The sequence below is a fragment of the Nocardioides hankookensis genome, assembly GCF_042658885.1.
Taxonomy (GTDB): domain Bacteria; phylum Actinomycetota; class Actinomycetes; order Propionibacteriales; family Nocardioidaceae; genus Nocardioides; species Nocardioides hankookensis.
In genome coordinates this window covers 1,005,783-1,028,414 of sequence record NZ_JBHSRJ010000004.1, presented here as the reverse complement: position 1 = coordinate 1,028,414, position 22,632 = coordinate 1,005,783, and the positions used below count along the sequence as shown (strand labels likewise).

At 71.1% G+C, this 22,632-nt stretch carries 17 protein-coding genes; 7 read left to right on the top strand and 10 right to left on the bottom strand.

Features of this window, described 5'->3' with window-relative positions:
• Nucleotides 1–963: an AAA family ATPase gene (locus ACFPYL_RS11385; protein ID WP_379153948.1), complete on the bottom strand. Its 963-nt coding sequence runs from the start codon at nucleotides 961–963 to the stop codon at nucleotides 1–3.
• Between the two features lie 26 nt (nucleotides 964–989).
• Nucleotides 990–2,693, bottom strand: coding sequence for a hypothetical protein (locus tag ACFPYL_RS11380; RefSeq protein WP_379153946.1), 1,704 nt, complete (start codon nucleotides 2,691–2,693; stop codon nucleotides 990–992).
• An 86-nt stretch (nucleotides 2,694–2,779) separates the two neighbouring features.
• Between ACFPYL_RS11380 and ACFPYL_RS11375 the strand changes: the two genes are divergently transcribed.
• Nucleotides 2,780–4,000 carry an acyltransferase family protein gene (locus tag ACFPYL_RS11375; protein WP_379153944.1) on the top strand — a complete coding sequence of 407 codons (1,221 nt, stop codon included), beginning with the start codon at nucleotides 2,780–2,782 and terminating at the stop codon, nucleotides 3,998–4,000.
• On the opposite strand, the gene ACFPYL_RS11370 is transcribed toward ACFPYL_RS11375, so the two are convergent.
• Entirely contained in the window at nucleotides 3,997–4,854 is an 858-nt protein-coding gene (locus ACFPYL_RS11370; RefSeq protein ID WP_379153942.1) for a 2OG-Fe(II) oxygenase, read from the bottom strand. The genes ACFPYL_RS11375 and ACFPYL_RS11370 overlap by 4 nt on opposite strands.
• Before the next feature lie 109 nt (nucleotides 4,855–4,963).
• Between ACFPYL_RS11370 and ACFPYL_RS11365 the strand changes: the two genes are divergently transcribed.
• Both ACFPYL_RS11365 and ACFPYL_RS11360 read left to right on the top strand, forming a co-directional pair.
• The gene (locus ACFPYL_RS11365) at nucleotides 4,964–6,412 is read left to right on the top strand and encodes a glycosyltransferase (protein WP_379153940.1); all 1,449 of its coding nucleotides are present in this window, start codon (nucleotides 4,964–4,966) and stop codon (nucleotides 6,410–6,412) included.
• Nucleotides 6,409–8,427, top strand: a complete 2,019-nt coding sequence (locus ACFPYL_RS11360; RefSeq protein ID WP_379153938.1) for a hypothetical protein — start codon at nucleotides 6,409–6,411, stop codon at nucleotides 8,425–8,427. The genes ACFPYL_RS11365 and ACFPYL_RS11360 overlap by 4 nt, the downstream gene beginning before the upstream one ends.
• A gap of 185 nt (nucleotides 8,428–8,612) precedes the next feature.
• Here ACFPYL_RS11360 and ACFPYL_RS11355 read toward each other — a convergent pair whose 3' ends face one another.
• The gene (locus ACFPYL_RS11355; RefSeq protein WP_379153936.1) at nucleotides 8,613–9,641 is read right to left on the bottom strand and encodes a DUF3068 domain-containing protein; all 1,029 of its coding nucleotides are present in this window, start codon (nucleotides 9,639–9,641) and stop codon (nucleotides 8,613–8,615) included.
• A gap of 66 nt (nucleotides 9,642–9,707) precedes the next feature.
• Here ACFPYL_RS11355 and ACFPYL_RS11350 point away from each other — a divergent pair, with 66 nt between their 5' ends.
• Complete coding sequence (locus ACFPYL_RS11350; protein ID WP_379153934.1) at nucleotides 9,708–11,825, top strand: hypothetical protein; 2,118 nt, start codon at nucleotides 9,708–9,710, stop codon at nucleotides 11,823–11,825.
• A 7-nt stretch (nucleotides 11,826–11,832) separates the two neighbouring features.
• Nucleotides 11,833–12,921 (top strand): glycosyltransferase family 4 protein, encoded by a 1,089-nt coding sequence (locus tag ACFPYL_RS11345; protein WP_379153932.1) that lies wholly within the window; start codon nucleotides 11,833–11,835, stop codon nucleotides 12,919–12,921.
• A gap of 18 nt (nucleotides 12,922–12,939) precedes the next feature.
• Here ACFPYL_RS11345 and ACFPYL_RS11340 read toward each other — a convergent pair whose 3' ends face one another.
• Together ACFPYL_RS11340 and ACFPYL_RS11335 are read right to left on the bottom strand one after the other, a co-directional pair.
• Nucleotides 12,940–13,110, bottom strand: a complete 171-nt coding sequence (locus ACFPYL_RS11340; protein WP_379153930.1) for a hypothetical protein — start codon at nucleotides 13,108–13,110, stop codon at nucleotides 12,940–12,942.
• A gap of 8 nt (nucleotides 13,111–13,118) precedes the next feature.
• On the bottom strand, nucleotides 13,119–14,840 hold the full coding sequence (locus ACFPYL_RS11335; protein ID WP_379153928.1) for a hypothetical protein: 1,722 nt from the start codon (nucleotides 14,838–14,840) through the stop codon (nucleotides 13,119–13,121).
• 60 nt (nucleotides 14,841–14,900) lie between these two features.
• Here ACFPYL_RS11335 and ACFPYL_RS11330 point away from each other — a divergent pair, with 60 nt between their 5' ends.
• A complete protein-coding gene (locus ACFPYL_RS11330) occupies nucleotides 14,901–15,602 on the top strand; it encodes a class I SAM-dependent methyltransferase (protein ID WP_379153926.1) in 702 nt (233 codons plus the stop codon).
• Between the two features lie 8 nt (nucleotides 15,603–15,610).
• On the opposite strand, the gene ACFPYL_RS11325 is transcribed toward ACFPYL_RS11330, so the two are convergent.
• Genes ACFPYL_RS11325 through ACFPYL_RS11315 form a run of 3 tightly spaced genes read right to left on the bottom strand, consistent with a single transcriptional unit; the run spans nucleotide 15,611 to nucleotide 18,601 of the window.
• On the bottom strand, nucleotides 15,611–16,366 hold the full coding sequence (locus tag ACFPYL_RS11325) for a decaprenylphospho-beta-D-erythro-pentofuranosid-2-ulose 2-reductase (protein WP_379153924.1): 756 nt from the start codon (nucleotides 16,364–16,366) through the stop codon (nucleotides 15,611–15,613).
• The gene (locus tag ACFPYL_RS11320) at nucleotides 16,363–17,742 is read right to left on the bottom strand and encodes an FAD-binding oxidoreductase (RefSeq protein WP_379153922.1); all 1,380 of its coding nucleotides are present in this window, start codon (nucleotides 17,740–17,742) and stop codon (nucleotides 16,363–16,365) included. The genes ACFPYL_RS11325 and ACFPYL_RS11320 overlap by 4 nt, the downstream gene beginning before the upstream one ends.
• On the bottom strand, nucleotides 17,735–18,601 hold the full coding sequence (locus tag ACFPYL_RS11315; RefSeq protein WP_379153920.1) for a decaprenyl-phosphate phosphoribosyltransferase: 867 nt from the start codon (nucleotides 18,599–18,601) through the stop codon (nucleotides 17,735–17,737). The genes ACFPYL_RS11320 and ACFPYL_RS11315 overlap by 8 nt, the downstream gene beginning before the upstream one ends.
• A gap of 61 nt (nucleotides 18,602–18,662) precedes the next feature.
• Here ACFPYL_RS11315 and ACFPYL_RS11310 point away from each other — a divergent pair, with 61 nt between their 5' ends.
• The gene (locus ACFPYL_RS11310) at nucleotides 18,663–19,931 is read left to right on the top strand and encodes a lipopolysaccharide biosynthesis protein (RefSeq protein ID WP_379153919.1); all 1,269 of its coding nucleotides are present in this window, start codon (nucleotides 18,663–18,665) and stop codon (nucleotides 19,929–19,931) included.
• 2 nt (nucleotides 19,932–19,933) lie between these two features.
• Here ACFPYL_RS11310 and polA read toward each other — a convergent pair whose 3' ends face one another.
• Complete coding sequence (gene polA / locus ACFPYL_RS11305; protein WP_379153917.1) at nucleotides 19,934–22,600, bottom strand: DNA polymerase I; 2,667 nt, start codon at nucleotides 22,598–22,600, stop codon at nucleotides 19,934–19,936.
• Nucleotides 22,601–22,632 lie beyond the last annotated feature (32 nt).

The following is a 22,632-nucleotide window of genomic DNA, read 5'->3' as shown; positions in this document are numbered from 1 at the left end:
TCAGGCCCGCAGGGTCGGCGCCGGGACGCTCACCATCAGCTCGTTGACGACCTGGTCGATGCCGATCCCCCGGAACTGCGCCTCGCCGTCGAGGATGATGCGGTGGCTCAGCACGGGGTGGGCGAGCTCGAAGACGTCGTGCGGTACGACGTGCGCTCGGCCCTGCGACGCGGCCCAGGTCTTGGTGACCCGGATCAGCGCCAGGCAGCCGCGCGGCGAGAGCCCGAGCCGGACGTGCGGGAGCTCGCGGGACTTCTCGGCGAGCTGCCGGACGTAGGTGATGATCGCCCCGTCGACGTACACGTCGTCGGCGATCCGGCTCATCTCGTCGATCCTCTCGATGGCCATGACCGGCTTCACCAGGTCGACGCGGTCGCGGATCCGCGAGCCCGCGAGCAGCTCCTCGGTCGCGGCGGCGTCGGGGTAGCCGAGCGAGGTCTTCATCAGGAACCGGTCCAGCTGCGCCTCGGGCAGCCGGTAGGTGCCGGCCTGCTCCACGGGGTTCTGCGTCGCGATCACCATGAACGGCTTCGGCACGTCGTGGGTGACGCCGTCGACGGTGACGTGCCCCTCCTCCATCACCTCGAGGAGCGCCGACTGGGTCTTCGGCGAGGCCCGGTTGATCTCGTCGGCCAGGACGATCGCGTGGAAGATCGGGCCCGGGTGGAACTCGAAGGTGCCCTGCTTCTGCTCGTACACGGTCACGCCGGTGACGTCGCTGGGCAGCAGGTCCGGGGTGAACTGGATCCGTGCGTGCGACCCCTCGAGCGTGGCGGCGAGCGCCCGCGCCAGCATCGTCTTGCCCGTCCCCGGGTAGTCCTCGAGCAGCAGGTGGCCCTCGGAGACCAGGCTGGTGAGCACCAGGCGGATGACCCGTTGCTTGCCCAGGACGGCCAGCTCGATGTTGGCGGTCAGGGCGTCGAAGGTCTCGGCGAACCACGCGGTCCGCTCGTCGCTGAGCATGTCGGTTATCGTAGGGCGGCGCGGTGTCAGTTGGTGCAGAGCGTGAAGTCGCCACCATGGTTGAAGGTGACGAGGAGGTCCGCGTCCTTCGCCGTGCTGGCGATGTGGATGTCCCCCGGCTCGACCTCCCAGATCCGCTTCCGGCCGAGCACGCCGTCGCGCCGGACCTGGGTCGTGACCTCGGTGCTGTCGCTCCGCACGCCGATCTCGTTGCCCTTCTCCCCCAGCGCGAGCTCCAGGCTCGGGGCGAACGCGACGGCCGGGTAGGTGTTGCAGGTGGCGCCGGGCTTGAAGTCTCCGACGAACCCGCCGGTGAAGGTGATGTCGGCCGGCTGGAAGAGGTCGTAGGTGTCCGGACCGACTCCCACGAAGAACTCGCTCTCGGCGTCCAGTCGCGCCTGGGCGGTGCGCGCGCTCATCGGCACGGCGTCCTCGAACCGCGGCGACTGCAGCAGACGGAAGTCGCTGCCGCCCGCCAGCGGGTCGGCCGGTCCAGGCGTCAGGATCTTCTCGCCCTCGGCGGTCGCCGCGAGCGTCCCGGCCACCCAGTGCTTCCACACCCCGCCGTAACCCCCCTGACGGCCGGTGAAGTCCTGCTGCTGGAAGATAGCCGTCACCGTGTAGGCGACGAGCAGGGCGCCGACCGCGAGGACGGCGACGAGCGGCGGCACTTGGAGAGGGAGCCCCGCCACGGCGATCAGACAGCCCGCGATCGCCGGAGCGGCGAGGACCAGCACGAGGTAGAGGTAGCGGCTGGAGCTCGCGGTCTCGATCCCGAACCCGATCCGCGCCACGCCGGTCAGGGTCATATGGAGGACTGCCGCCACGATGCCCGCGATCGCGAAGTTCCGCAGCTGTAACGGGATCCGCGGCGCGAACACGGTGGTCCCGACAACCCCGAGCAGCAGCAGCGCGCCCGCGTTCGGGATGGCGGTGGCCTGCCCGAAGGCGGAGGTCAGACCGGTCCAGACGAACTCCGGCAACCGGGCGTAGTTCCAGTGCGCGGTGGGGACGGCGTCGCCACGGCCGTAGACGGCGTACCAGACCACGAAGGCGACCGCGGAGGGCCCGACGACCCACACGGCGGTCCTGATCCGGCCCTCGAGCGCGAGGTAGACGCCGACGAGGCAGCCTGCCGCCACGCCGACGCCCGAGGTCATCACCGACAGCAGGATCAGCACTGCCCCCACGACGCGGCTCGACCTGCGGTCGCCGCGTGTCAGGACGACGGCGAGCGCGAGAAGACCCAGGAGCGTCGACAGCGCCGGCGGCATGGCGGCGTCCCACAGGAACCCCTGGGCGCCCGCACCGAGGAAGATGATGAGCCACACCGTGCCGGTGGCGAGCCACCGGGAGCAGCCCAGCCGGACCAGCAGCCACCACATGACCACGCAGATCGCGAGGTGGAGGAAGACGGTGGCGAGCACGTAGGGCCAGTAGCTGTGCATGCCGACCACGGCGAACAGCAGCTGGTACCAGAGATAGGTGATCGTCGACCAGTGACCCGCATGGGCGTCCAGCAGCCGGTCGACGACTCCCGGGATCGCCGGCTGCTCGACCAGGTAGCCCCAGGCGTCGAGGTCGAACCACATGCCACGCACGAACCAGAGGGCAAGACCGAGCTGGAGCACCAGCCCGATCACGAGGACGATCTCCGGGAGCCGACCGTCCAGTCGCGACGGCACGCGCTCGGCGCGCCTGGAGGGCGCCGAGTCCCTGGTCTCAGTCATTGCGTCCCACCCTGTCGACAGCAGCGCCGACACCCTAGCCGGAGTTATCGCCGCCGACGGCGAAGCTGCTGCTTACACTTCACCGCATGTCCGAATCAGCGGTGGAGAGCCGTCGTCGCCTCCGCGAGCTCGACGGGCTGCGCGGCATCGCCATCGTGCTCGTGGTCCTGTCCCACGGCTGGGTGCTGTGGCCGATGGATTTCATCGACACCCACGAGTGGGTCCGCCCACTCTTCCGCAGCGGCAACTCGGCGGTGACGGTCTTCCTGGTCGTCTCCGGGTTCGTCTCCTACCGCGGGCTCGCGCATCCCAGCGGCCTGCCCCGGATGCAGCCCGTCATCTCCCTGGCGCGCCGCGTCATCCGGGTGGCCCCCGCCCTGATCGCGATGCTCGTCGCCCTCATGGTCGTCGCCGCCATCGACGACACCGACACGGCCTCGAAGGACACCAACCGCTCGACGCTCCTGCACTCGATCACCTACACGTACAACTGGTACGTCCAGGACTCCTTCCTGCAGACCCGGGCGGACCTCGGCCACCTCTGGTACCTGTCAGTGGACATGCAGGCGTTCGTCTGCTTCGCCCTCCTGGCCTACCTGCTCCGACGACGCCCGCTCGGTCTCGCGCTCAGCCTGGCCGGCCTCTTCCTCCTCCTCGTGTGGTGGCGCTTCCACGCCTACAACACGGAGGTCATCTGGACGGTGCTCAACCGCACGAGCGTACGGATGGACGCGTTCATCATCGGCGCGCTCGCTGCCGCGGTCGTCACCTATCTGCCGCGCAACCAGCCCGCCTACCGCTGGATCGGGCCCGTGAGCCTGGTCCTGATGCTCCCGACCCTCATGTGGTGCGACACCGACGACGGCTACATGGGCTGGGGTGGGACGTTCCTCGAGATTCTGGTCGCCGTGTACGTCGTCTCGGTCGCGATGACGCAGCACGACCCCGCCCCGTCCCGCTTCCGCCTGATGAGCCACCCCGTGCTGGTGCGCCTCGGCGCTATGTCGCTGGTGCTCTACGTGTGGCACCTGCCGATCTTCCACTTCGTCCACCGTCACACCGAGCACTGGTCCTGGTGGGGTTGGAGCGTCCTGGTCGCCCTGGCCGCCACCTGGGCGATCTCGCGGGTGTGCGAGCGGCTGATCGAGCAGCCCATCTCGGGCGTGCTCGCCGCCTCGTGGTGGCAGGAGGCGAGGTCGCGCGGGCTGGTGACCTACGCGCGCGAGCGTGGAGCCGCCCGGCCCGGTGCGTGGGCTCGGGTGATCTGGGCGCCCGCGCCGAAGCGCGAGAAGACGCGGGTCGGCTAGTCCGACTTGGGCGACTTGCCGCGCAGGCGGTGCAGGCGCTCGAGGAAGCGCTGCGTGGTCTCGTCCGAGAGCCCGAGGCGGCGCTTGGCGCGGTCGTAGAGGTCGACCGCCTTGCGGTCCGCGGCGATGATGTACTTGCGCGCGCCGTCCTCCGGGCGGGCCCGGTAGTACGTCGAGCGCCGGACGGTGCTCTCCTCCTCGGTGAAGTAGTAGAGCGCCATGCTGCGCCGGGCCACGTCGTCCGGGCACTCGAGGCCGTCCGGGTGGCCGTGGAAGCTGCGCTCGTCCGTGGTGAAGACCAGCATCCGGTTGCCCTTGGGGGTCACCGTGGCCTGGCAGGCCGTCATGTCCTCGTCCCAGAGCTCCAGCTTGCCGCCCCACGACTCGTCCCACTCGTCGTTGAGGTAGAGCAGGATGTTGACCCGCCGCGCCCAGTTCTCGTGGGTGTGGTGGGTGGAGAAGTCGGTGTGGATGTTGAGGTGCCCGCCGCGCAGGGTCTGGTGCAGACCGCCGCCGTCCATGGTCCAGTCCGGGATCAGGTTGTCGATGCCGGTGAGCTCGTCGAGGAAGCCGACCAGCTCCGGGGACGTCAGCGCCCGGGCGATGTCCTGGAGCGCCGGGCTCCAGGTGTCCGGGTAGATGTTGCAGTACTTCGCCTCGTTGACGTGCAGGTAGCCGCGCCAGAACTCGTCGTCGATCCCCGGGAACTCCTTGACGGCCACCGCGAACGCCTCGTCGGTGAGCACGTCGTCGATCACGATGTGGGGGAACGGGTGGCCCGTCGCATACTGCTCCTTCAGCTCGGGAAGGCGCGCGCGGAGGGCGTCGAGATTCAGCACAGCCGGGTCGGTCATGGCGCACATCCTAAGTGCCAACATCGCGATGTGGTGTGCCTTACACTCAGCGGGACTTTGGGGAGTTCGCCGGTGGTCCCAGACCGGCGACAGGAGAGGGAGCCACCTGTTGAGCAGCCAACCGAGCACGTCCGCCGAGGCCGCGGTCCACCCGCGGATCGGCATCCTGGTCGTGGCGTACAACGCCTCGGCCACCGTCGCGAAGACGCTCGGGCGGCTCCCTGACTCCTTCGTCGAGACGCTCGACCACATCCTGGTGTGTGACGACGCGAGCAACGACGACACCTACGAGGTGGCGGTCGACTTCCGCAGCCGGACGCAGTGGCCGCTGACCGTCGTGCGCCACGAGACCAACCTCGGCTACGGCGGCAACCAGAAGGCCGGCTACCGCTGGGCGATCGAGCACGGGCTGGACATCGTGGTGCTCCTCCACGGCGACGGCCAGTACGCCCCCGAGGTGATCGAGGACATCGTCGCCCCGCTGGTCTCCGGCGACGCGGACGCGTCCTTCGGCTCGCGCATGATGGAGCCGCGCCAGGCGCTCAAGGGCGGCATGCCGCTCTACAAGTACGTCGGCAACAAGATCCTCACCCAGTTCCAGAACCAGCTGACCGGGCTCGAGCTGAGCGAGTGGCACAGCGGCTACCGGGCCTACCGCGTGGACGCCCTCGCCGAGCTGCCCCTCGACACCTACTCCGACGGGTTCGACTTCGACACCGAGATCATCCTCGGCCTCGCGAGCGCCAAGAAGCGCATCGCGGAGTGCCCGATCCCGACGTACTACGGTGACGAGATCTGCTACGTCGACGGGGTCAAGTACGCCAAGGACGTCACGACGGACGTCGTACGCCACTGGGCGCACCAGCGCGGCTTCGGCGGCGGCGTCACCGAGGCGGAGCCCGACCACTACGCCCTCAAGACCGTGCACGGCTCCCACGGCGTGCTTCTCAACTGGCTCGACGCCAAGCCGCGCGGCCGGGTCCTCGACGCCGGCTGCTTCGACGGCCGCTTCGCCGCCCACGTGGTCGCGATGGGCCACCACGTCGTCGGCATCGACAAGACCAAGCACGACGGGCTCGCGGGCCGCGTGCACGAGTTCCTCGAGGCGGACCTCAACCAGCCGCTGCCGAGCTCGGTCCCGCGCGACTTCGACTACGTCGTCGCCGGTGACATCCTCGAGCACGTCCTCGAGCCGCACGAGCTGCTCACCGACCTGCGCGACCACATGACCGAGGACGGCGAGATCCTGGTGTCGGTGCCGAACTTCAACCACTGGTACCCGCGCGGCCGGATCACCCTGGGCCGGTTCGACTACGACCAGCGTGGGCCGCTCGACCGTGGCCACGTCCGGTTCTTCACCCGCAAGAGCGTCGAGCGGATGTTCGACGCCTGCGGCATGCGGATCATCGACCGGGCCGCCGTCGGCACGCCGTTCCACGCGCTCGGCGCGAGCCACGAGCGGGCCGCGGCGACCGCGACGTCCGTGGACCACAACATGATGCGGCTCTGGCCGCAGCTGTTCACCTACCAGTGGCTCTACCGGCTGGAGCGCGCGTGACCGCAGCCGGTTTCCGGCGCGTCAGCACCACCACCCTCGGGACCGTCGTCGGCCTCGGTATCGGGGGCCTCGCGTTCTTCCTCAGCCTGCTCAACTACTCCCGTGACCTCGGCCGGACCGCCAGCGACCCCGGCTACTGGTCGAACCTCTACGACATCCAGGCCACGGCCCTGCTGAACGGCCACCTGAGCGTGCCCACGGGCAGCCTGAGCATCGAGGGGATCGTCCACGACGGTCACACCTACATGTACTTCCCGATGTTCCCGGCGCTGCTGAGGATGCCGGTGCAGATGGTCACCCACGACTTCGACGGCCGACTCAGCCTGGTGTCGATGGCGCTCGCCTGGATCCTCTTCGCGACGATGACGACCCGCCTGCTGTGGCTGGTCATGCGGATCGTCACCCAGCGCGAGACACCCGGACGGAAGGACGCGGCGTTCGCCGCCGTGTTCCTCGCCGCGGCCACCGGCGGCACGACGCTCACCTACGACGCCTCACTCCCCTGGGTCTACCACGAGGCGTACGTCTGGGCGGCAGCGGCCGCCGTGGGGGCGATGTACTGGATGGTGCGCGTCCTCCACGACGGCGAGCACCTGTCGGTCCGGTGGCTCGGCGCCCTCGTCCTGCTCTGCGTCCTCACCCGACCCACCGAGGGCATCGCCGCCGGCCTCACGGCGATCGCGATCGCGGTGTACGTGGCCTCGGGGCGGGCCCGGGCCATCGACCGCAGGATCTGGTGGCAGCTCGCGCTGGCCGGAGTGCTCCCGCTCCTCGTCGGGGTCGCGATCAGCGAGCTCAAGTTCGACAGCGTCTACATGCACCCCCTGACCGACCAGGTCTGGACGACGGTCAACGAGCACCGACGCGAAGCGCTCGCCGCCAACGGCGGCAGTCTGACCGGCGTCCAGTTCTTCCCGACCAGCCTGGTGGCCTACTTCGGCCTCGGCATCCGGTTCGTCCCGTGGTTCCCGTGGATCACGCTGCCGGCCGACCCGGCCCGCGCGTACGGCGACGTCGTGATCGACCAGTCCTACCGCACCGGCAGCGTCACGATGTTCATGTCCCTCCTCCTGCTGCTCACCGTCCTCGCGACGGTCGCGCTGCTGCGGCGGCGTACCCGCGCCGAGGAGCGCGTGCTGCTCTTCCCGCTCGCCGCGGGCGTGCTGCTCAGCGGCGGTGTGATGGCCTATGGCTACTACTCGTTCCGCTACGTCACCGACTTCGTGCCGGCCCTGGTGATCGGCGGCGCGATCGGAACGGCGGTCGTCTGCCGCTGGGCGACCGGGCGAACGACGGCGGCAAAGGTGCTCTTGGCCGCCGGTACCGCGGCGACCGCGTTCGCGATCGCCGCACACCTCGCGGTCGGCTACGCGACCGCCGCCGTAGCGGCGGCCGGCGACGACCTGGTCCGCTACGTCGACCTCCAGGCGACCCTGAGCGGCGGATCCCTCGGCGAGATGGTCCACCACGACACCGACATCCCGGCCGACGGGCCGACCGACGAGCTCCTCGTTCTCGACGACTGCGCGTCCCTCTACCTGAACACCGGCGACGCGTACCGCCCGTGGGCGACCGTCGCCGCCCGCGACCTCAACTTCGTGATCGACCCCACGGGTGCGCCGGCCTCGGGCAGGATCCGCCTCGTCGACCTGACCAACGGCGCCTGGATCTCGCTCGAGTCGAGCTCGCGCGGCCAGATCCGCGTCATCCTGTCCCGTCCCGACGAACCCGACATCGACGGGCCCTGGCACGACCGGTCGCAGGGCCGGCTGTCGATCCGGATCGAGAACGACACCGCTCTCGAGTACTTCCGGGTCTACACGGACCCGGGGACCCAGGTGGGCGCGCTGCTCTCGGTCGACCACGACGCCGACTGGTACTACCGACCGGTCCGACTCGTGCCGGTGCTCTCGGCGCCCTTGGATGCCGACGAGCTGGGGCTCACCCTGCTGGCCGGCTGGGGGCCCGCCCCGGCGGTCTGCGAGCGGGTCGCCGGCCTCGGCCGCGACGACTAGACGCGACCCGGCGCCAGTTTTCAGCCCACCCGGCGCCAGTTTTCAGTCGACCCGGCGCCAGTTTCTGCGCCGTGGACAACTGGCGCCGGCTCGACGGTCGGGGTCCTTGACCTGACGTCCGGGGAAATGAGCTCGGCCCCGGGACGATGTCCCGGGGCCGAACGCAGCTCGTGCGGTGTGGAGCGTCAGACGGTCTCCGACTCCCTGGCCGGCGCCGCCTCCGTGTCCTCGGGCCGGTTGAGGCCCGTGCGGAGCAGGATGATGCCGCCGATCAGGGCGAGCAGGCCGACGATCAGCGAGACGATCGGCAGCGTGGTGCGGATCAGCTTGAGCTTGTCCAGGTTGTCCTGCGAGCCGCTCGCGCTGTCCTTGATCTGGGCGTCGGTGAAGCCCAGGCTCAGCGTCAGGAAGTTGGCACCGTCGTCGGTGACCTGGTTCATCTCCTGCGTCTGGTTGAGGATGTCGCCGGTGAGCGGCTCCACGTAGATGTCGATCGTGTTCGAGTAGGTGCCCTCGACACCATCGGTGAGCTCGGCCGGCACGTCGGTGATGACCACCTGGAAGTGGTAGGTCTTCACGCCGTCGATCGTGGTCTCACCCTGGTAGACGGCGTTCTCCGCCTTGCCCGAGGTGTCGTCCCAGTAGGGGTAGGTCTGCTTCTTCGTCTCGAAGGGGAACTTGTTGACCAGTCCCTCCTTCGGCGTGGCGTCGGCGCCGATGTACTTGCGGTCGTTGACGGCGAGCGCCGTGACCCGGTCCGTCGCGAACGTGTCCGTCGACGCCGTCAGCAGTCGCTGCTGCGGGTCGTCCGCGTCCACGCAGTTCGGCGGGTCGTCGACGTCCTTGACGACACACGACGAGTTCGCCCACACGATCACCTTGCTGTCGGACTTGTCCGAGTCAGCGCGGGTGATGCTGGTCGCCTTCACCGGGAACGACGGGTCGGCACCCAGCGTGGCTGTACCGTCCAGAAGAGTCGTCGTGTCGACGTTCAGCGGCGTCTTCAGCAGGCCCGGTCCCACGTAGAACTTGAGCATGGCTGCCATGATCAGGAAGAAGGCTCCCAATAGAATCAGAACAGCAGTAAGCGTCTTACGCACGCAGCGCCCCTCCCAGGCTCCCCACCAACAAGTGTGACGGAGAGTACACCAATGTGACTGGCGCGTAGGGACAACGCGCAGCTTCGGTTTTTCTGCCTCTGAGGTGCCTATCATGTGCCGGATCCCCACCCCGGCAGCGGCGTTCGCCAGAGCCGGCCGCACCCTGACGAGAGACACTTCGTGACGACGCTGAACACCGCGCGCCCCGCGCCGGGTCGCCCGACCCAGGCGACCTCCGCACCGGGTCTGGACCCGCGCAGCCGGCGTCGCGCCGCCTGGGCGACCGGCCTCGGTCTCGGGTCGGGAGCCATCGTCTTCTACGTCCTGCTGCTCGACTTCTCGACGAACCTCCAGCGCCAGGCGAACGGGCTCGGGTTCGCGTCGAACTTCTTCGACATCCAGGCCGAGGCACTGCGGCACGGTCACCTGTGGGTCCCCGCCGACCAGCTCGGCATCGAGGCGTTCAACGTCCGCGGTCACTCCTACATGTACTACGGCATCTTCCCCGCGCTGCTCCGCATGCCCGTCCAGGTCGTCACCACGGACTTCGACGGCAAGCTCTCGCTGATCTCGATGGGGATCGCCTGGATCATCTTCGCCGTCATGCTGGCCAAGCTGTTCTGGCTGGTACGCCGGTCGATGGGCCGCCCCCAGGAGCTGTCCCGCACGGAGGCGGTCGTCGCGGGGCTCTTCCTCGCCTCGATCACCGGCGGCAGCGTCGTCGCCTTCGACGCGTCGCTGCCGTGGGTCTACCACGAGGTCTACCTGTGGTCGATGGCCGCGGTGGTCGGCAGCCTCTACTGGATCCTGCGCGTCGCACGGGAGCCGAGCCGGTCGGCGATCGCGTGGCTCTTCCTCTTCCTGGCGATCTCCGCCCTGACCCGCACCACGGGCGGGTGGGCGACCACGATCGCGGCTGTCGGGCTGGCGGTGTGGATGCTGAGCGGCCGGCTGCACCCCGGGCGCCGCCGGGCCGCTCTGGCCGTGCTCGCCGCGGCCCTGGTCCCCTTCCTCGCGGCCGTCACGGTCAACTACATCCGCTTCCGGCACCCGTTCCTCTTCCCGCTCGAGTCCCAGGAGTGGACCCAGCTCAACTCGCACCGCCGCGAGGCGCTGGAGGCCAACGGCGGCTCGCTGGTCGGCTTCCAGTTCTTCCCGTCGTCGCTGGCCAACTACTTCAACCCGGCCGGCATCCGGTTCACGGACTACTTCCCGTGGATCTCGTTCCCGGCCGAGCCGGCCCAGGGGTACGGCGCGGTGCTCGACCAGAGCTACCGGACCGGCAGCGTCACGGCGTTCATGCTGTTCCCGCTGCTGCTCACGCTGGTCAGCATCCCGATGCTGTTCCGCCGCCTGCCCAGCCAGGAGGCCCGCGCCGTCCGGCTGATCTGGGTCGGCGCCCTCCTCGTCACCGCCGGCGTGATGCTCTACGGGTACGTCGCCTACCGCTACACCAGCGAGTTCATCCCGATCCTGGTCGTCGGCGGCTGCGTGGGCGCCCAGGCGGTCGGCGGCTGGGCGGCGCGGTGGCCTCGCGGCGGCAAGGTCGGGGTCGTCGGCCTCGCCCTCGCCCTCACGCTCTTCGGCGCCGCGAGCAACGCGGCGACCGCCAACTACACGACGGCGATCACCTACCGCGGTGCGCCCCTGGAGCACTACGTCGGCCACCAGGTCGACCTCAGCGGGGGCACGTCAGGCTTCGCCCGGCTCGTGCACGCCGACCCCGGGCTGCCGAGCGGAGGCAGCGCCGACGACCTCTGGATCCGTGGCGACTGCGACGCGCTCTACCTCAACACGGGCGAGACCAGCGAGCCGTGGGTGCTCGTGCAGGAGCGCGACACCGCCGTCGACATCCGGATCGGGTCGAAGCCCGAGCCCGGTCGCTACCCGATCATGCAGTCGTCGGCCGACGACGGCACGACCGTGAGCTTCGAGGTCATCGAGGACTACCTCGGCGGGACCCAGGGTCGCATCGACATCACGAACTCCGGCGGGTCGTACGCCGCGCAGCCGTTCGACCTCGTGCCCGGCACGACCGTCCGGGTCGGCGCCCGCAACCTGTCCGAGATCGGGTACAGCGAGATCAGCTCGGAGCCCGGTGGGTTCGCCGGCTACCTGGCGACCACGTCCTGGAGCGACGACTGGGTGATGCAGCACAGCTTCCTGGAGCTCACGCCGCAGTCATCGGACGCGGAGCAGGCCGAGCGCGGCATCGTCGTCACGCCGGCCACGACGCTGCCGCTCCCCCTGTGCCAGCGGGTCGCCCGGGCCGCGGGCGTCGACCTGCCCTCCGACTGACGCGCACGTGCAGGTCACCGTCCTCTCCTGGCGCGACGCGGAGCACCCCGACGCCGGCGGCTCGGAGGTGTTCGTCCACGAGATCAGCCGCCGGCTCGTGGCGGCGGGGCACCGGGTGACCCTGGTGACCTCCCGTCCCGCGGGCTCCACCGCCCGGTCGACCAGGGACGGCGTGCTGATCCGGCGCCGCGGCGGCCGGCTGACGGTCTACCTGCACGGCCTGGCCTACCTGCTCTCCCGCGAGGGCCGCCGCTCGGAGGCGGTCGTCGAGGTCATCAACGGCCTGCCGTTCGGCGCCCGCCTGGTGCGTCGGCGTGGCCTGCTGGCCGTCGTCCACCACCTCCACCAGAGCCAGTGGTCGCTCATCTACCCCGGCCTCAAGGGCCGGGTCGGCTGGTGGGTGGAGTCCGCGGTGACACCGGCGCTCTACCGCCACGTCCCGATGGTGACCGTCTCGGAGCCCTCGCGCCACGACCTCCTCGCCCTCGGGATCGAGGACGTGACCGTGGTGCACAACGGCACCGGCTCGTTCCCCGTCGCGAGCGAGACGTCGCCGACGCCCCTGCTGTGCGTGCTGGCCCGCCTGGTCCCGCACAAGCAGATCGAGCACGCCTTCGAGACGCTGGCCGACCTGCGCGCCGACCACCCCGACCTGCGCCTGGACGTCATCGGGGACGGCTGGTGGGCCGACCAGCTCACGGCGTACGCCGCGCAGGTCGGCGTCGCCGACCTCGTCACCTGGCACGGGCACGTGCCCGACGCCGAGCGCGACGCCCTGCTCGGGCGGGCCTGGATCGCGCTGCTGCCCTCGACCCGCGAGGGGTGGGGCCTGAGCATCGTCGAGGCCGGCGTCCAGGGGACGCCGACGATCGCCTACCGGTCGGCCGGCGGGGTCACCGAGGCCATCGTCGACGGCCGCACGGGGCTGCTGGTGGCGGACCGGCCGGCGATGACCGCTGCGGTGCGCGACCTGCTGGCGGACCCGGAGCGCCTCGCGGCGATGTCACGCGACGCGCGGCGGCACGCAGCGGCCTACAGCTGGGACGACTCGGCCGCCGCGTTCAGCGACGTGCTCGGGCGCGTGGTCCGACCCTGAGGTCGAGGACCGGACGGCTCAGTTCGTGCCGTAGGTGAGGATCGCCTTGTCGGCCGGGTTGGTCGACGGCGCCGAGGTCTGACTGTAGACCACGCCGAACGAGGCGAGGAACGCGAGGAGGCCACCGGCCACGACCGGGCCCACGAACGTGACCAGCCAACCGCTACCGAAGAAACCCACCATCGACACTGCCCTCCCTAGGCCCACTCGTCCCGATCAGTCCGGAACGCGGGAAGGCTATCAGGTGATCGACGCCATAGTGCGGACACGCACGCAAAGATCCAGAACAACAGGACGGCCACGTCCACACCGACGACCAGGATGACGACCCACGCGCTCACGCCGTCGCGGTCCGCCACCGCGCCCGGCACCCGCCACAGCTGGAGGTCGCCACCGTCGACGACCAGGTCCAGACCATCGAGGTCGACGTCGGGCGCATCCGGGTCGTCGGGGTAGACCAGCACCCAGCCGACGCCGAGGTCGGCCAGCGCCGCCGCCCGGTCCGCCCCGTCCAGCGCGGCCGCGACGTCGGCGGCGAGATCGGGATCGTCCTCGCCCACGACCTGGTCCCCCACGGGCAGCGCCGTCGAGCCGATGAGGGGCACGTCGAACCAGGCGTACGCCGGGTCGTTCGCCGTCCGATCGCCACCCCACTCGAACGCCCGGTAGGCGCGCCAGGGCAGGAGCAGCATCGCACCGTGGTCGGGGTCGTCGGCGAGCTCGCTGCGGACGGTGTCGAAGTCGCGCGGATAGGTGACCGGGGTCGTCGTCGGCCAGGTCGTCGACGCGGCGTCGGGCAGCAGCACCAACGGCAGCACGACGCCGACGATCCCAGCGACGGCTGCGAGACCTGCGTCGCGCCGGGCGACCAGCTCACGCACCCGGTCGACCAGGACGCCGAAAGACACGGCGACCAGGACCACCCACGGGAGCACCCACTTCTGCGAGTCCCGGACCAAGCCGCCGCCCGGCACGTCGGTCACGACCCACCGGACGACCTCGTCGAGCCCGGGCAGCCGGGCCGCCCAGGCGAGCAGCAGGCCGCCGAGGGCGATCGGCAGCAACCGGCCGACGCCGGGCGGGAGCCGGCGCCAGGCCAGCACGACCGCGGTCACGGCGAGCACCGCCGCCAGGACGCCGAGCATCGAGGAGCGCGAGGTCGGCACGCTCTCGAGGTCCCAGATCCCGCCCAGCCCGAGCAGGCTGACGAGCGTGCCGCCCGGCGTGTCCGGGCCGGCCCGGAAGGCGACCACGCCGGTCGGGTCACCGGTCCCCCCACCGGCTCCCAGGAGCGAGGGCAGCACCCAGGGCAGCTGGAGCGCCAGGCAGCCGACGAGCAGCAGGCGGGTCCGCGTGCTCCGGCCGGCGCCGAGCACGACCGCGACGACGGTGCCGATGGCGCCGCCGGTCGGGGTGAAGGACGCCAGGCCGACCCACGCCCACGGCGCCCACGGCGTGCTGGGCGGAGCGGCTCGCCACCGGACCACGGTGAGGACGACCCAGCAGGTCGCGCCGTACCCGAGCAGGAGTGCCCACTGCCCCAGGGCGAGCCGCTCGACGACGTACGGGTTCCACACCGCGAGGGTCGCGGCGGCCAGCCGGGCGACGGTGCTGCCGCCGGCGACGATACGGTGCACGGCCGACCCGGCCAGCGCGATGCCCGCGACGACGGCGAGCCGGAAGAGGACGGCGCCCGGCACGACGCTGCCGGCCAGGCCGAGCAGGGCGTCGAGCGGTACGGCGCGGGGCAGCCGGTCGCCGAGTCCCAGCGAGTCCAGGGTCAGCGGCTGGCGCGGGGAGAAGACCAGGTCGCCGGCGAGGCCGAGACCGGCGTGCGCGTACGCCGGCAGGACCAGCAGCAGGGCGAGCGCCGCGACCCACAGGTCGAGGAGCAGCGGGTGCAGCCGACGTGCCGCCATCACCGCCTCCTCACTCCCCTATGCTGTCGCGGACCAGCGATCCGAACCCTAGGACCAATCGTGGGCGCCGACGCCTTTCCCGCCGTCTTCGGCGTCGCCGACGCCATCCCCGGATGGCTGACGCGCGACCAGGCGCACGCGCTCTTCGACGCCGCCACGCAGCTCCGGCCCGGCTCGACCGTCGTCGAGATCGGCTCGCACCAGGGCCGCTCGACCGTGGTCCTGGCCGGCGCTCGCCCCGACGTCACGGTCGTGAGCATCGATCCCTTCGTCGGGGGGAAGTACGGCGGCGACCTGGCCGCGCGCGCCTTCGCCCGCCACGTGGACGACGCCGGGGTCGCCGACCGCGTCGAGTCGATCCCGCAGCCGAGCGAGACCGCCCGCCGCGCGTGGGGCGACCGACCGGTCGACCTGCTCTACGTCGACGGCGCCCACGACCCGGTGCACGCCTACCAGGACATCCGTTGGGCACGCACGATGGCGCCGGGGAGCCGCGTGCTGGTGCACGACTCCTTCTCCTCGGTCGGCGTGACCCTGGCGCTCGCCTGGGCCGTCGCACGTCGCGAGCCGCTGGTCTACGACCGCCGCGTCGGCAGCCTCGCGGTCTTCACCGTCGGCCGGCCGGGCCTCGGCAGCGCCGCCCGGATGCTGCGTGAGCTCCCCTGGTTCCTGCGCAACGTGGTGGTCAAGACCTTGATGCGGCTGCGGCTGCGGCCGGTCGCCCGGTTCCTCGGCCACCGCGACGCGGCCGAGCCCTACTAGGGCCTGTTCTAGAGCGGCAGCCTGCGGAAGATCGGGCGCGGCACGTGCCGCAGTCCCGACATCACCGCGCGCATCGGCCGGGGCACCCAGATCAGGTCGGACCCGTCGGAGACACCCGTGACGATCGCGGCGGCGACCTGCTCGGACGTCACCGACAGCGGCGCCGGGTCGCGACCCTCGGTCATCTTGCTGTGCACGAACCCGGGACGCACGACCAGCACGCGGGCACCCGACCCGCGCAGCGCCTCGCCGAGCCCGACGTAGAAGCCGTCCATGCCGGCCTTGGTCGAGCCGTAGACGAAGTTGCTGCGCCGGACCCGCTCACCCGCGACCGACGACAGCGCGACCAGGACGCCGTGCCCCTGCTTCCGCAGCACCGGCGCGAGCAGGACGCCGACGCTCACGGCGCCGAGGTAGTTGACCCGCGCGACGTGCATCGCGGTGGTGTGGTCCTGCCACGACTGCTCCTCGTCGCCCAGGACGCCGAACGCGACCAGCGCGACGTCGATGTCGCCGTACGTCGCTGCCTGCCGGATGGTCTCGGCGTGGGTGGCGACGTCCTCGGCGTCGAAGTCCAGTTCCACCACCTCGACCCCCTCGGCGACCAGGGCCGCCGCGACCGCCGTACGACGCGGGCCCGGACGTGCCGCGAGCACGACCCTGAGGCTCCCCCGCGACGCCCAGGCGCGGACCGTGGCGAGCGCGATGTCGCTGGTCCCGCCCAGCGAGAGCACCGTCTGCGGCTGACCGACTGAGTTGATCACTGTTCTCCTTCGACGACGATCCGGAGCCGGCGGGCGAGGTCCGACTGGAACACCCCGTCCGGGTCCAGGGCGGCCTTGACCTCGCGGAACTCCTCGAGGCGCGGGTACATCAGGGCGAAGACCTCGGGGTCCAGCCGCGAGTCCTTGGCCAGGTAGACGCGGCCGCCAAGGTCGGCGACCTCGCGGTCGAGCTCGGCGAGCAGCGGGCCGGCGGCGACCGCGGCCGACGTCGGCACGTCGATCGCGAGCGTCCATCCGGTCATCGGGAAGGACAGCAGACCCCGGTTGGCCGGACCGAACCGCTTGAGCACCGAGAGGAAGGACGACAGGCCGCCCCGGACCAGGCGCTCGAACAGCGCGGGCAGGGCGTCCTCGGCCGCGTCCGGGACGACGAGCTGGTACTGCACGAACCCGGCGCCGCCGTACACGCGGTTCCAGGAGCCGACCCCGTCGAGCGGGTGGAAGAACGCGGCGATCGACTGGATCTCGCCCTCGCGGTGGGCGGGCGCCTTGCGGTACCAGAGCTCGCTGAAGGCGCGGCTGGAGAGCCGGGTCACGAGGTTGACCGGGCTGCCGGGGACCGTCGCCCGGGGTGGGTGGGGCGGCTGCCAGCGGCGCTCCCGCAGACGGGGGCCGAGGTCGTCGAGGGTGGCGTGCTCACCGACGGTGAGGATGGAGCGGCCGAGCGACCGGCCACCGGAGACGGTGTCGATCCACGCGACGGAGTAGGTGCTGGCGCGGTCGGCCTCGCGCATCCGGCGCATCAGGCTGGGCAGGTCGGGGAGCCGCTCGGTGTCGACCTTGAGGTACGCCGAGTCGACGGGCCGCACCCGGACCGTCGCCCGCGTGACGACCCCGGTCAGGCCCATGCCGCCGACGGTGGCCCAGAACTCCTGGCTGTCGGGGCCGAGCGTGCGGGTCGAGCCGTCGGCGGTCAGCAGGTCGAGCGAGACGACGTGGTCGCCGAAGCTCCCGTCGCGGTGGTGGCTCTTGCCGTGGACGTCGGCGGCGATCGCCCCGCCGACCGTCACGTAGCGGGTGCCGGGCGTGACCGGGACGAAGTGACCGGTCGGGAGCAGCCGACCCATGAGGTCGTGCAGGCTCGCGCCGGCGGAGACCTCGACCACGGGTCCACCGGGGCGCTCGAGGTCCGGCTCGATCCAGGACTCGAGAGGCGCGACGACCACACCTCCGGCGTTCTGCGCGGCATCGCCGTACGAGCGCCCGAGGCCGCGGGCCACGATCCCGCGCGGTCCGGCCGCGGCAACCACCTCGGGGAGCTCGGCCACCCCGGCGTCCACGAGACGGGCCACCGACGGCGCCGTCCGCCCCCACCCGGTCAGCGAGGTGGGGGTGCCGTGCGGGGGCTCACCCACCGGAGACCCCGAGGCAGACCAGGACCAGCCAGGCCAGGCCGATGCTCTGGAGGACCCGGTCGCCCCAGACGATGTCCTCGGGCTCGGCGGCCTTGCCGGCGTCGATGTCGACGGCGTAGCGGAGCACACCGAGCACGAACGCCGCGATCGACAGCGCGTGCCACGGCTGGTCGGAGCCGGCGTCCTGCTCGAAGGCCCACAGGCTGTAGGAGATCACCGCCGCGGCGGCCGAGATGCTCCAGACGAAGCGCAGGTAGGTGTCGGTGTAGCTGACCAGGGAGCGTCGGGTGCCGGCATCGACACCGAGCGTGTGCAGCTCGGAGTAGCGCTTGCCTGCCACCACGAACAGCGAGCCGAAGCCGGTGACCAGCAGGAACCACTGCGAGATCGGGAGGTCGGCCGCGATGCCGCCGGCGACCGCCCGCATCAGGAACCCGACGGTGACCACCGCGATGTCGAGCACGGCCTCGTGCTTGAGCCAGAACGCGTAGGCGAGCTGGATCACCAGGTAGGCGGCGATCAGCAGGACCAGGGCGTCGTCGGTCAGCCAGGCGATGCCCAGCGCGAGGACGGCGAGGACGGCCCCGAGGAACAGGGCGCCGCGCCGCGACAGCTCGCCGGCCGCGACCGGACGGAACCTCTTGCGCGGGTGGATCCGGTCCGCCTCGACGTCGGCGACGTCGTTGACGGCGTACACCGCGGACGAGGCGAGGCAGAAGGCGACCAGGGCCGCGCCGGTGGCCGCCGCGACGTCGGGCTCGAGCAGCTGGCCGGCCGCCAGAGGGGCGGCGAGGACCAGCAGGTTCTTCGCCCACTGCCGCGGCCGCATGGTCCGCCAGCACGCCGCCCACCACTGCACCGGGCGAGTCTAGGGTGTGGCTGCTGCTCGGAGGCGTGGCGCCACCCTCTACGCTCGCCGCGTGGTTCTGTCACCGGGCTCCGCGCGCTCGCTCTTCAAGGGCAGCGCGGGCATCGCCATCGCGATGGCGGTCATGAACATCGCCACGTACGGCTTCCAGATCATCGCGGCGCGCATCCTCGGTCCGAGCGAGTACGGCGCGATCGCGAGCCTGATGGCCGTGCTGATGGTCATGGCGGTGCTCCAGCTCGGCCTCCAGGCGACCGCCGCCCGCCGGATCGCCGGCCAGCCCGACCACGTCGCGCAGATCGAGCTCGGCGCCCTCCGGGTGACCTACCGCGCCGCTGTCGCGCTCGGCATCGTGATGGTGGTCCTCTCCCCCGCGATCTGGAAGCTGCTGCGGCTTGACGGCATCGCCCCCGCGCTGCTGCTCGCGGTCGCCGCGGTGCCGCTGACGATCATGGGCGGCCAGGCCGGCATCCTCCAGGGCGAGCGCCGGTGGCTCCCGCTCGCGCTGGTCTACCTGGGCGTGGGCGTGCCGCGGGTCGTCCTCGGCACGATCTGCATCCTGGTCGTCCCGTCGGAGACCAGCGCGATGCTCGGCGTGATGCTCGGCCTGTGGGTCCCGGTCGCGACCGGGTGGTGGGCGCTGCGGATGGGGCGCGCTCCCGGTGCGTCCAGCGACGAGCACCGCGCCCGGCCGATGGCGCGCGAGGCGGTCCTGGCGTCGTTCGCACTGCTCGGCTTCCTGGTGCTCTCGAACGCCGACGTCATCGTGGCCCGCAACGTCCTCGACGAGCACGAGGCTGGCCTGTACGCCGGCGGCCTGATCCTGACGAAGGCGGTGCTCTTCCTGCCGCAGTTCGTGGTCGTGATCGCGTTCCCGTCGATGTCGACGGTCGACGCGCGCCGCAGCGCGCTGGTGCGCAGCCTGGTCCTCGTGCTGACGCTCGGCAGCGTGTGCACGCTGGGCGCGTGGCTCTTCTCCGGGCTGGCGCTGGTCTTCGTCGGCGGCTCGGAGTACGCCGACGTGCAGGACCAGCTCTGGATGTTCGCCATCCTCGGCACCCTGCTCTCGATGCTCCAGCTGCTCGTCTACTCGGTGCTCGCGCGGCGCGGCACCCGCTCGGCGTACCTCGTCTGGGTCGGGTTCGTGGTGCTGCTCGCGACCGCGATGACCGCGACGACGCTCGAACGGCTCGTCACGACCGTCATCTGTGTGGACGCCGCCCTCTTCGTGGTGCTGCTGGGCGTCAGCCTCTGGCGGCTGCGCGAGGACGTCCGGGCCCCGGCGGCGCAGGTCGAGACCGCGCCGCCGTCACCGCACTGAGATCAGTGCGCGGCCTCGTGCCAGCTGCGACCGAAGCCGACCGAGACGTCGAGCGGCACGGTGAGGTCGGCTGCCCCGCCCATCTGCTGGCGCACCAGCGTCTCGAGCGCCTCCCGCTCCCCCGGCGCGACGTCGAAGACGAGCTCGTCGTGCACCTGGAGCAGCATCCGTGACGTCAAGCCGGCGGCGCTCAGCTCGCGCTGCACGTCGAGCATCGCCACCTTGATCAGGTCGGCGGCCGAGCCCTGGATCGGCGCGTTGAGCGCCATCCGCTCCGCCATCTCGCGGCGCTGCCGGTTGTCGCTGGTCAGGTCGGGCAGGTAGCGGCGCCGGCCCATGATCGTCTCGGTGAAGCCGGTGCGCCGGGCCTCGTCGACGACCCCGGCGAGGTAGTCGCGGATCCCGCCGAAGGTCTGGAAGTACTCGTCCATCAGCCCGCGCGCCTCGCCGGGCTCGATGCCCAGCTGCTGCCCGAGGCCGAAGGCGGAGAGGCCGTAGGCGAGGCCGTAGTTCATCGCCTTGATCTTGGCGCGCATCTCGACCGTGACGTCGTCTGCCGGGACGTCGAAGACCCGCGCCGCGGTGATCGAGTGGAAGTCGCGGCCCGACCGGAAGGCCTCGATGAGCAGCGCGTCCTCGGACAGGTGCGCCATGATCCGCATCTCGATCTGGCTGTAGTCGGCGGTCATCAGCGACTCGAAGCCGTCGCCGACCACGAACCCCTCGCGGATCCGGCGACCCTCCTCGGTGCGGATCGGGATGTTCTGGAGGTTGGGGTCGGTGCTCGAGAGCCGACCGGTCGCGGCGATGGTCTGGTTGAACGTCGTGTGGATCCGACCGTCGCCCGACACGGTCTTGAGCAGCCCCTCGATCGTCTGCCGCAGCCGGGAGACGTCGCGGTGCCGCAGCAGGTGCAGCAGGAACGGGTGCTCGGTCTTCACGTAGAGCGCCTGCAGCGCGTCGGCGTCGGTCGTGTAGCCGGTCTTGGTGCGCTTGGTCTTCGGCATGTCGAGCTCGTCGAAGAGCACCACCTGCAGCTGCTTGGGCGAGCCGAGGTTGATCTCCTTGCCGATCACCGAGTAGGCGTCCTCGGCCGCCGTGCGGACCTCCGCGGCGAAGTGGCTCTCGAGCGCCTCGAGGTGCTCGGTGTCGACGGCGATGCCGGTCTGCTCCATCGTGGCGAGCAGGTCGACCAGCGGGAGCTCGACGTCGTTGAGGAGACGGGTGCCACCGCGCTCCTCGAGCTCGTCGTCGAGCGCGGCCGCCAGGTCGAGCACCGCCCGGGCGTGCAGCATCTCGACCTCGCCGGAGGGCTCGTCCTCCAGGCCGAGGCTGAGCTGCCCGTCGTCGACAGCACCCTGCTTGAGCTCGCGCTTGAGGTAGCGGACGGTCAGGTCGGCCAGGTCGTAGGAGCGCTGGTCGGGACGCGCGAGGTACGCCGACAGGGCCGTGTCGCGCGCCAGCCCGGCCAGCGGCATCCCCCAGGCGGCGAGCGCGAGCATCGGGCCCTTGGCGTCGTGCAGCACCTTGGGCCGGGCGGGGTCGGCCAGCCAGGACGCGAGGGCGGCCTGGTCGTCGGGCCCGAACGCGTCGGCCGGGATCCAGGCCGCGGTCCCCTCGGTGGTCGCGAGCGCGAGCGAGGTGACGTCGCCGGTGCCGGCGCCCCAGCGGCCGGCGACGTGCACGCCGACCCGGTCCTCGGTCGCGGCGTGCTCGGCCAGCCACCCGGCCAGCTCGCCCGAGCCGAGCACCGTCGCCGCCAGCTCGAAGCCGGAGTCGTCGATCTCCTCCTCGGAGGTCAGCGTCTCGAACAGCCGGTCTCGGAGCACCCGGAACTCGAGGCCGTCGAAGAGCGTGTGCACCTCCTGGCGGTCCCACGGCTGGAGGACCAGCTCGGCGGGTCCCAGCTCGAGGTCGAGGTCGCGCACCAGCGCGTTGAGGTGGCGGTTGCGGATCACGTCGCCGAGGTGCTCGCGCAGCGCCTCGCCCTTCTTGCCGGTGATCTCGTCGGCGTGGGCGATCACGTTGTCGAGGCCGTCGTACTGGTTGATCCACTTGGCGGCGAAGCCCTGGCCGACGCCGGGGACCCCGGGCAGGTTGTCGGAGGTCTCCCCCACGATCGCCGCGATCTCGGGGTAGCGGTACGGCGGGACGCCGTACTTCTCCTCGACGGCGGTCGGCGTCATCCGCGCGAGGTCGGAGACGCCGCGCATCGGGTAGAGGACGGTCGAGCGGTCGGTGACGAGCTGGAGCGAGTCGCGGTCGCCGGTGAGGATCAGGACCTCCATCTCCTCGTCCTCGAGCGCCTGGGTCACGAGCGTCGCGATGATGTCGTCGGCCTCGTAGCCGTCCTTCTTCAGGAACGGGATCCGCAGCGCGCCCAGGACCTCCTCGATCAGCGGCAGCTGGCTGCTGAACTCACCGGGCGTCTTGTTGCGCTTCGCCTTGTACTCGGAGTACTCCGCGAGGCGGAACGTCTGGCGGGAGACGTCGAAGGCGACACCGACGTGGGTGGGCTGCTCGTCGCGCAGCACGTTGATGAGCATCGAGGTGAAGCCGTAGACCGCGTTGGTGTGCTGCCCGGTGGTGGTCGAGAAGTTCTCGACCGGCAGCGCGAAGAAGGCGCGGTAGGCGAGCGAGTGACCGTCGAGGAGCAGGAGGCGAGGCACCCGCCGACTCTATCCAGGACCACCGACAGGCA

What these genes read in the sequence shown, in the direction of transcription:
- ACFPYL_RS11355 (WP_379153936.1), bottom strand. Translation starts at nt 9,641, where the DNA reads ATGATAGGCACCTCAGAGGCAGAAAAACCGAAGCTGCGCGTTGTCCCT.
- ACFPYL_RS11375 (WP_379153944.1), top strand. Translation starts at nt 2,780, where the DNA reads ATGTCCGAATCAGCGGTGGAGAGCCGTCGTCGCCTCCGCGAGCTCGAC.
- ACFPYL_RS11370 (WP_379153942.1), bottom strand. Translation starts at nt 4,854, where the DNA reads ATGACCGACCCGGCTGTGCTGAATCTCGACGCCCTCCGCGCGCGCCTT.
- ACFPYL_RS11380 (WP_379153946.1), bottom strand. Translation starts at nt 2,693, where the DNA reads ATGACTGAGACCAGGGACTCGGCGCCCTCCAGGCGCGCCGAGCGCGTG.
- ACFPYL_RS11335 (WP_379153928.1), bottom strand. Translation starts at nt 14,840, where the DNA reads ATGGCGGCACGTCGGCTGCACCCGCTGCTCCTCGACCTGTGGGTCGCG.
- ACFPYL_RS11385 (WP_379153948.1), bottom strand. Translation starts at nt 963, where the DNA reads ATGCTCAGCGACGAGCGGACCGCGTGGTTCGCCGAGACCTTCGACGCC.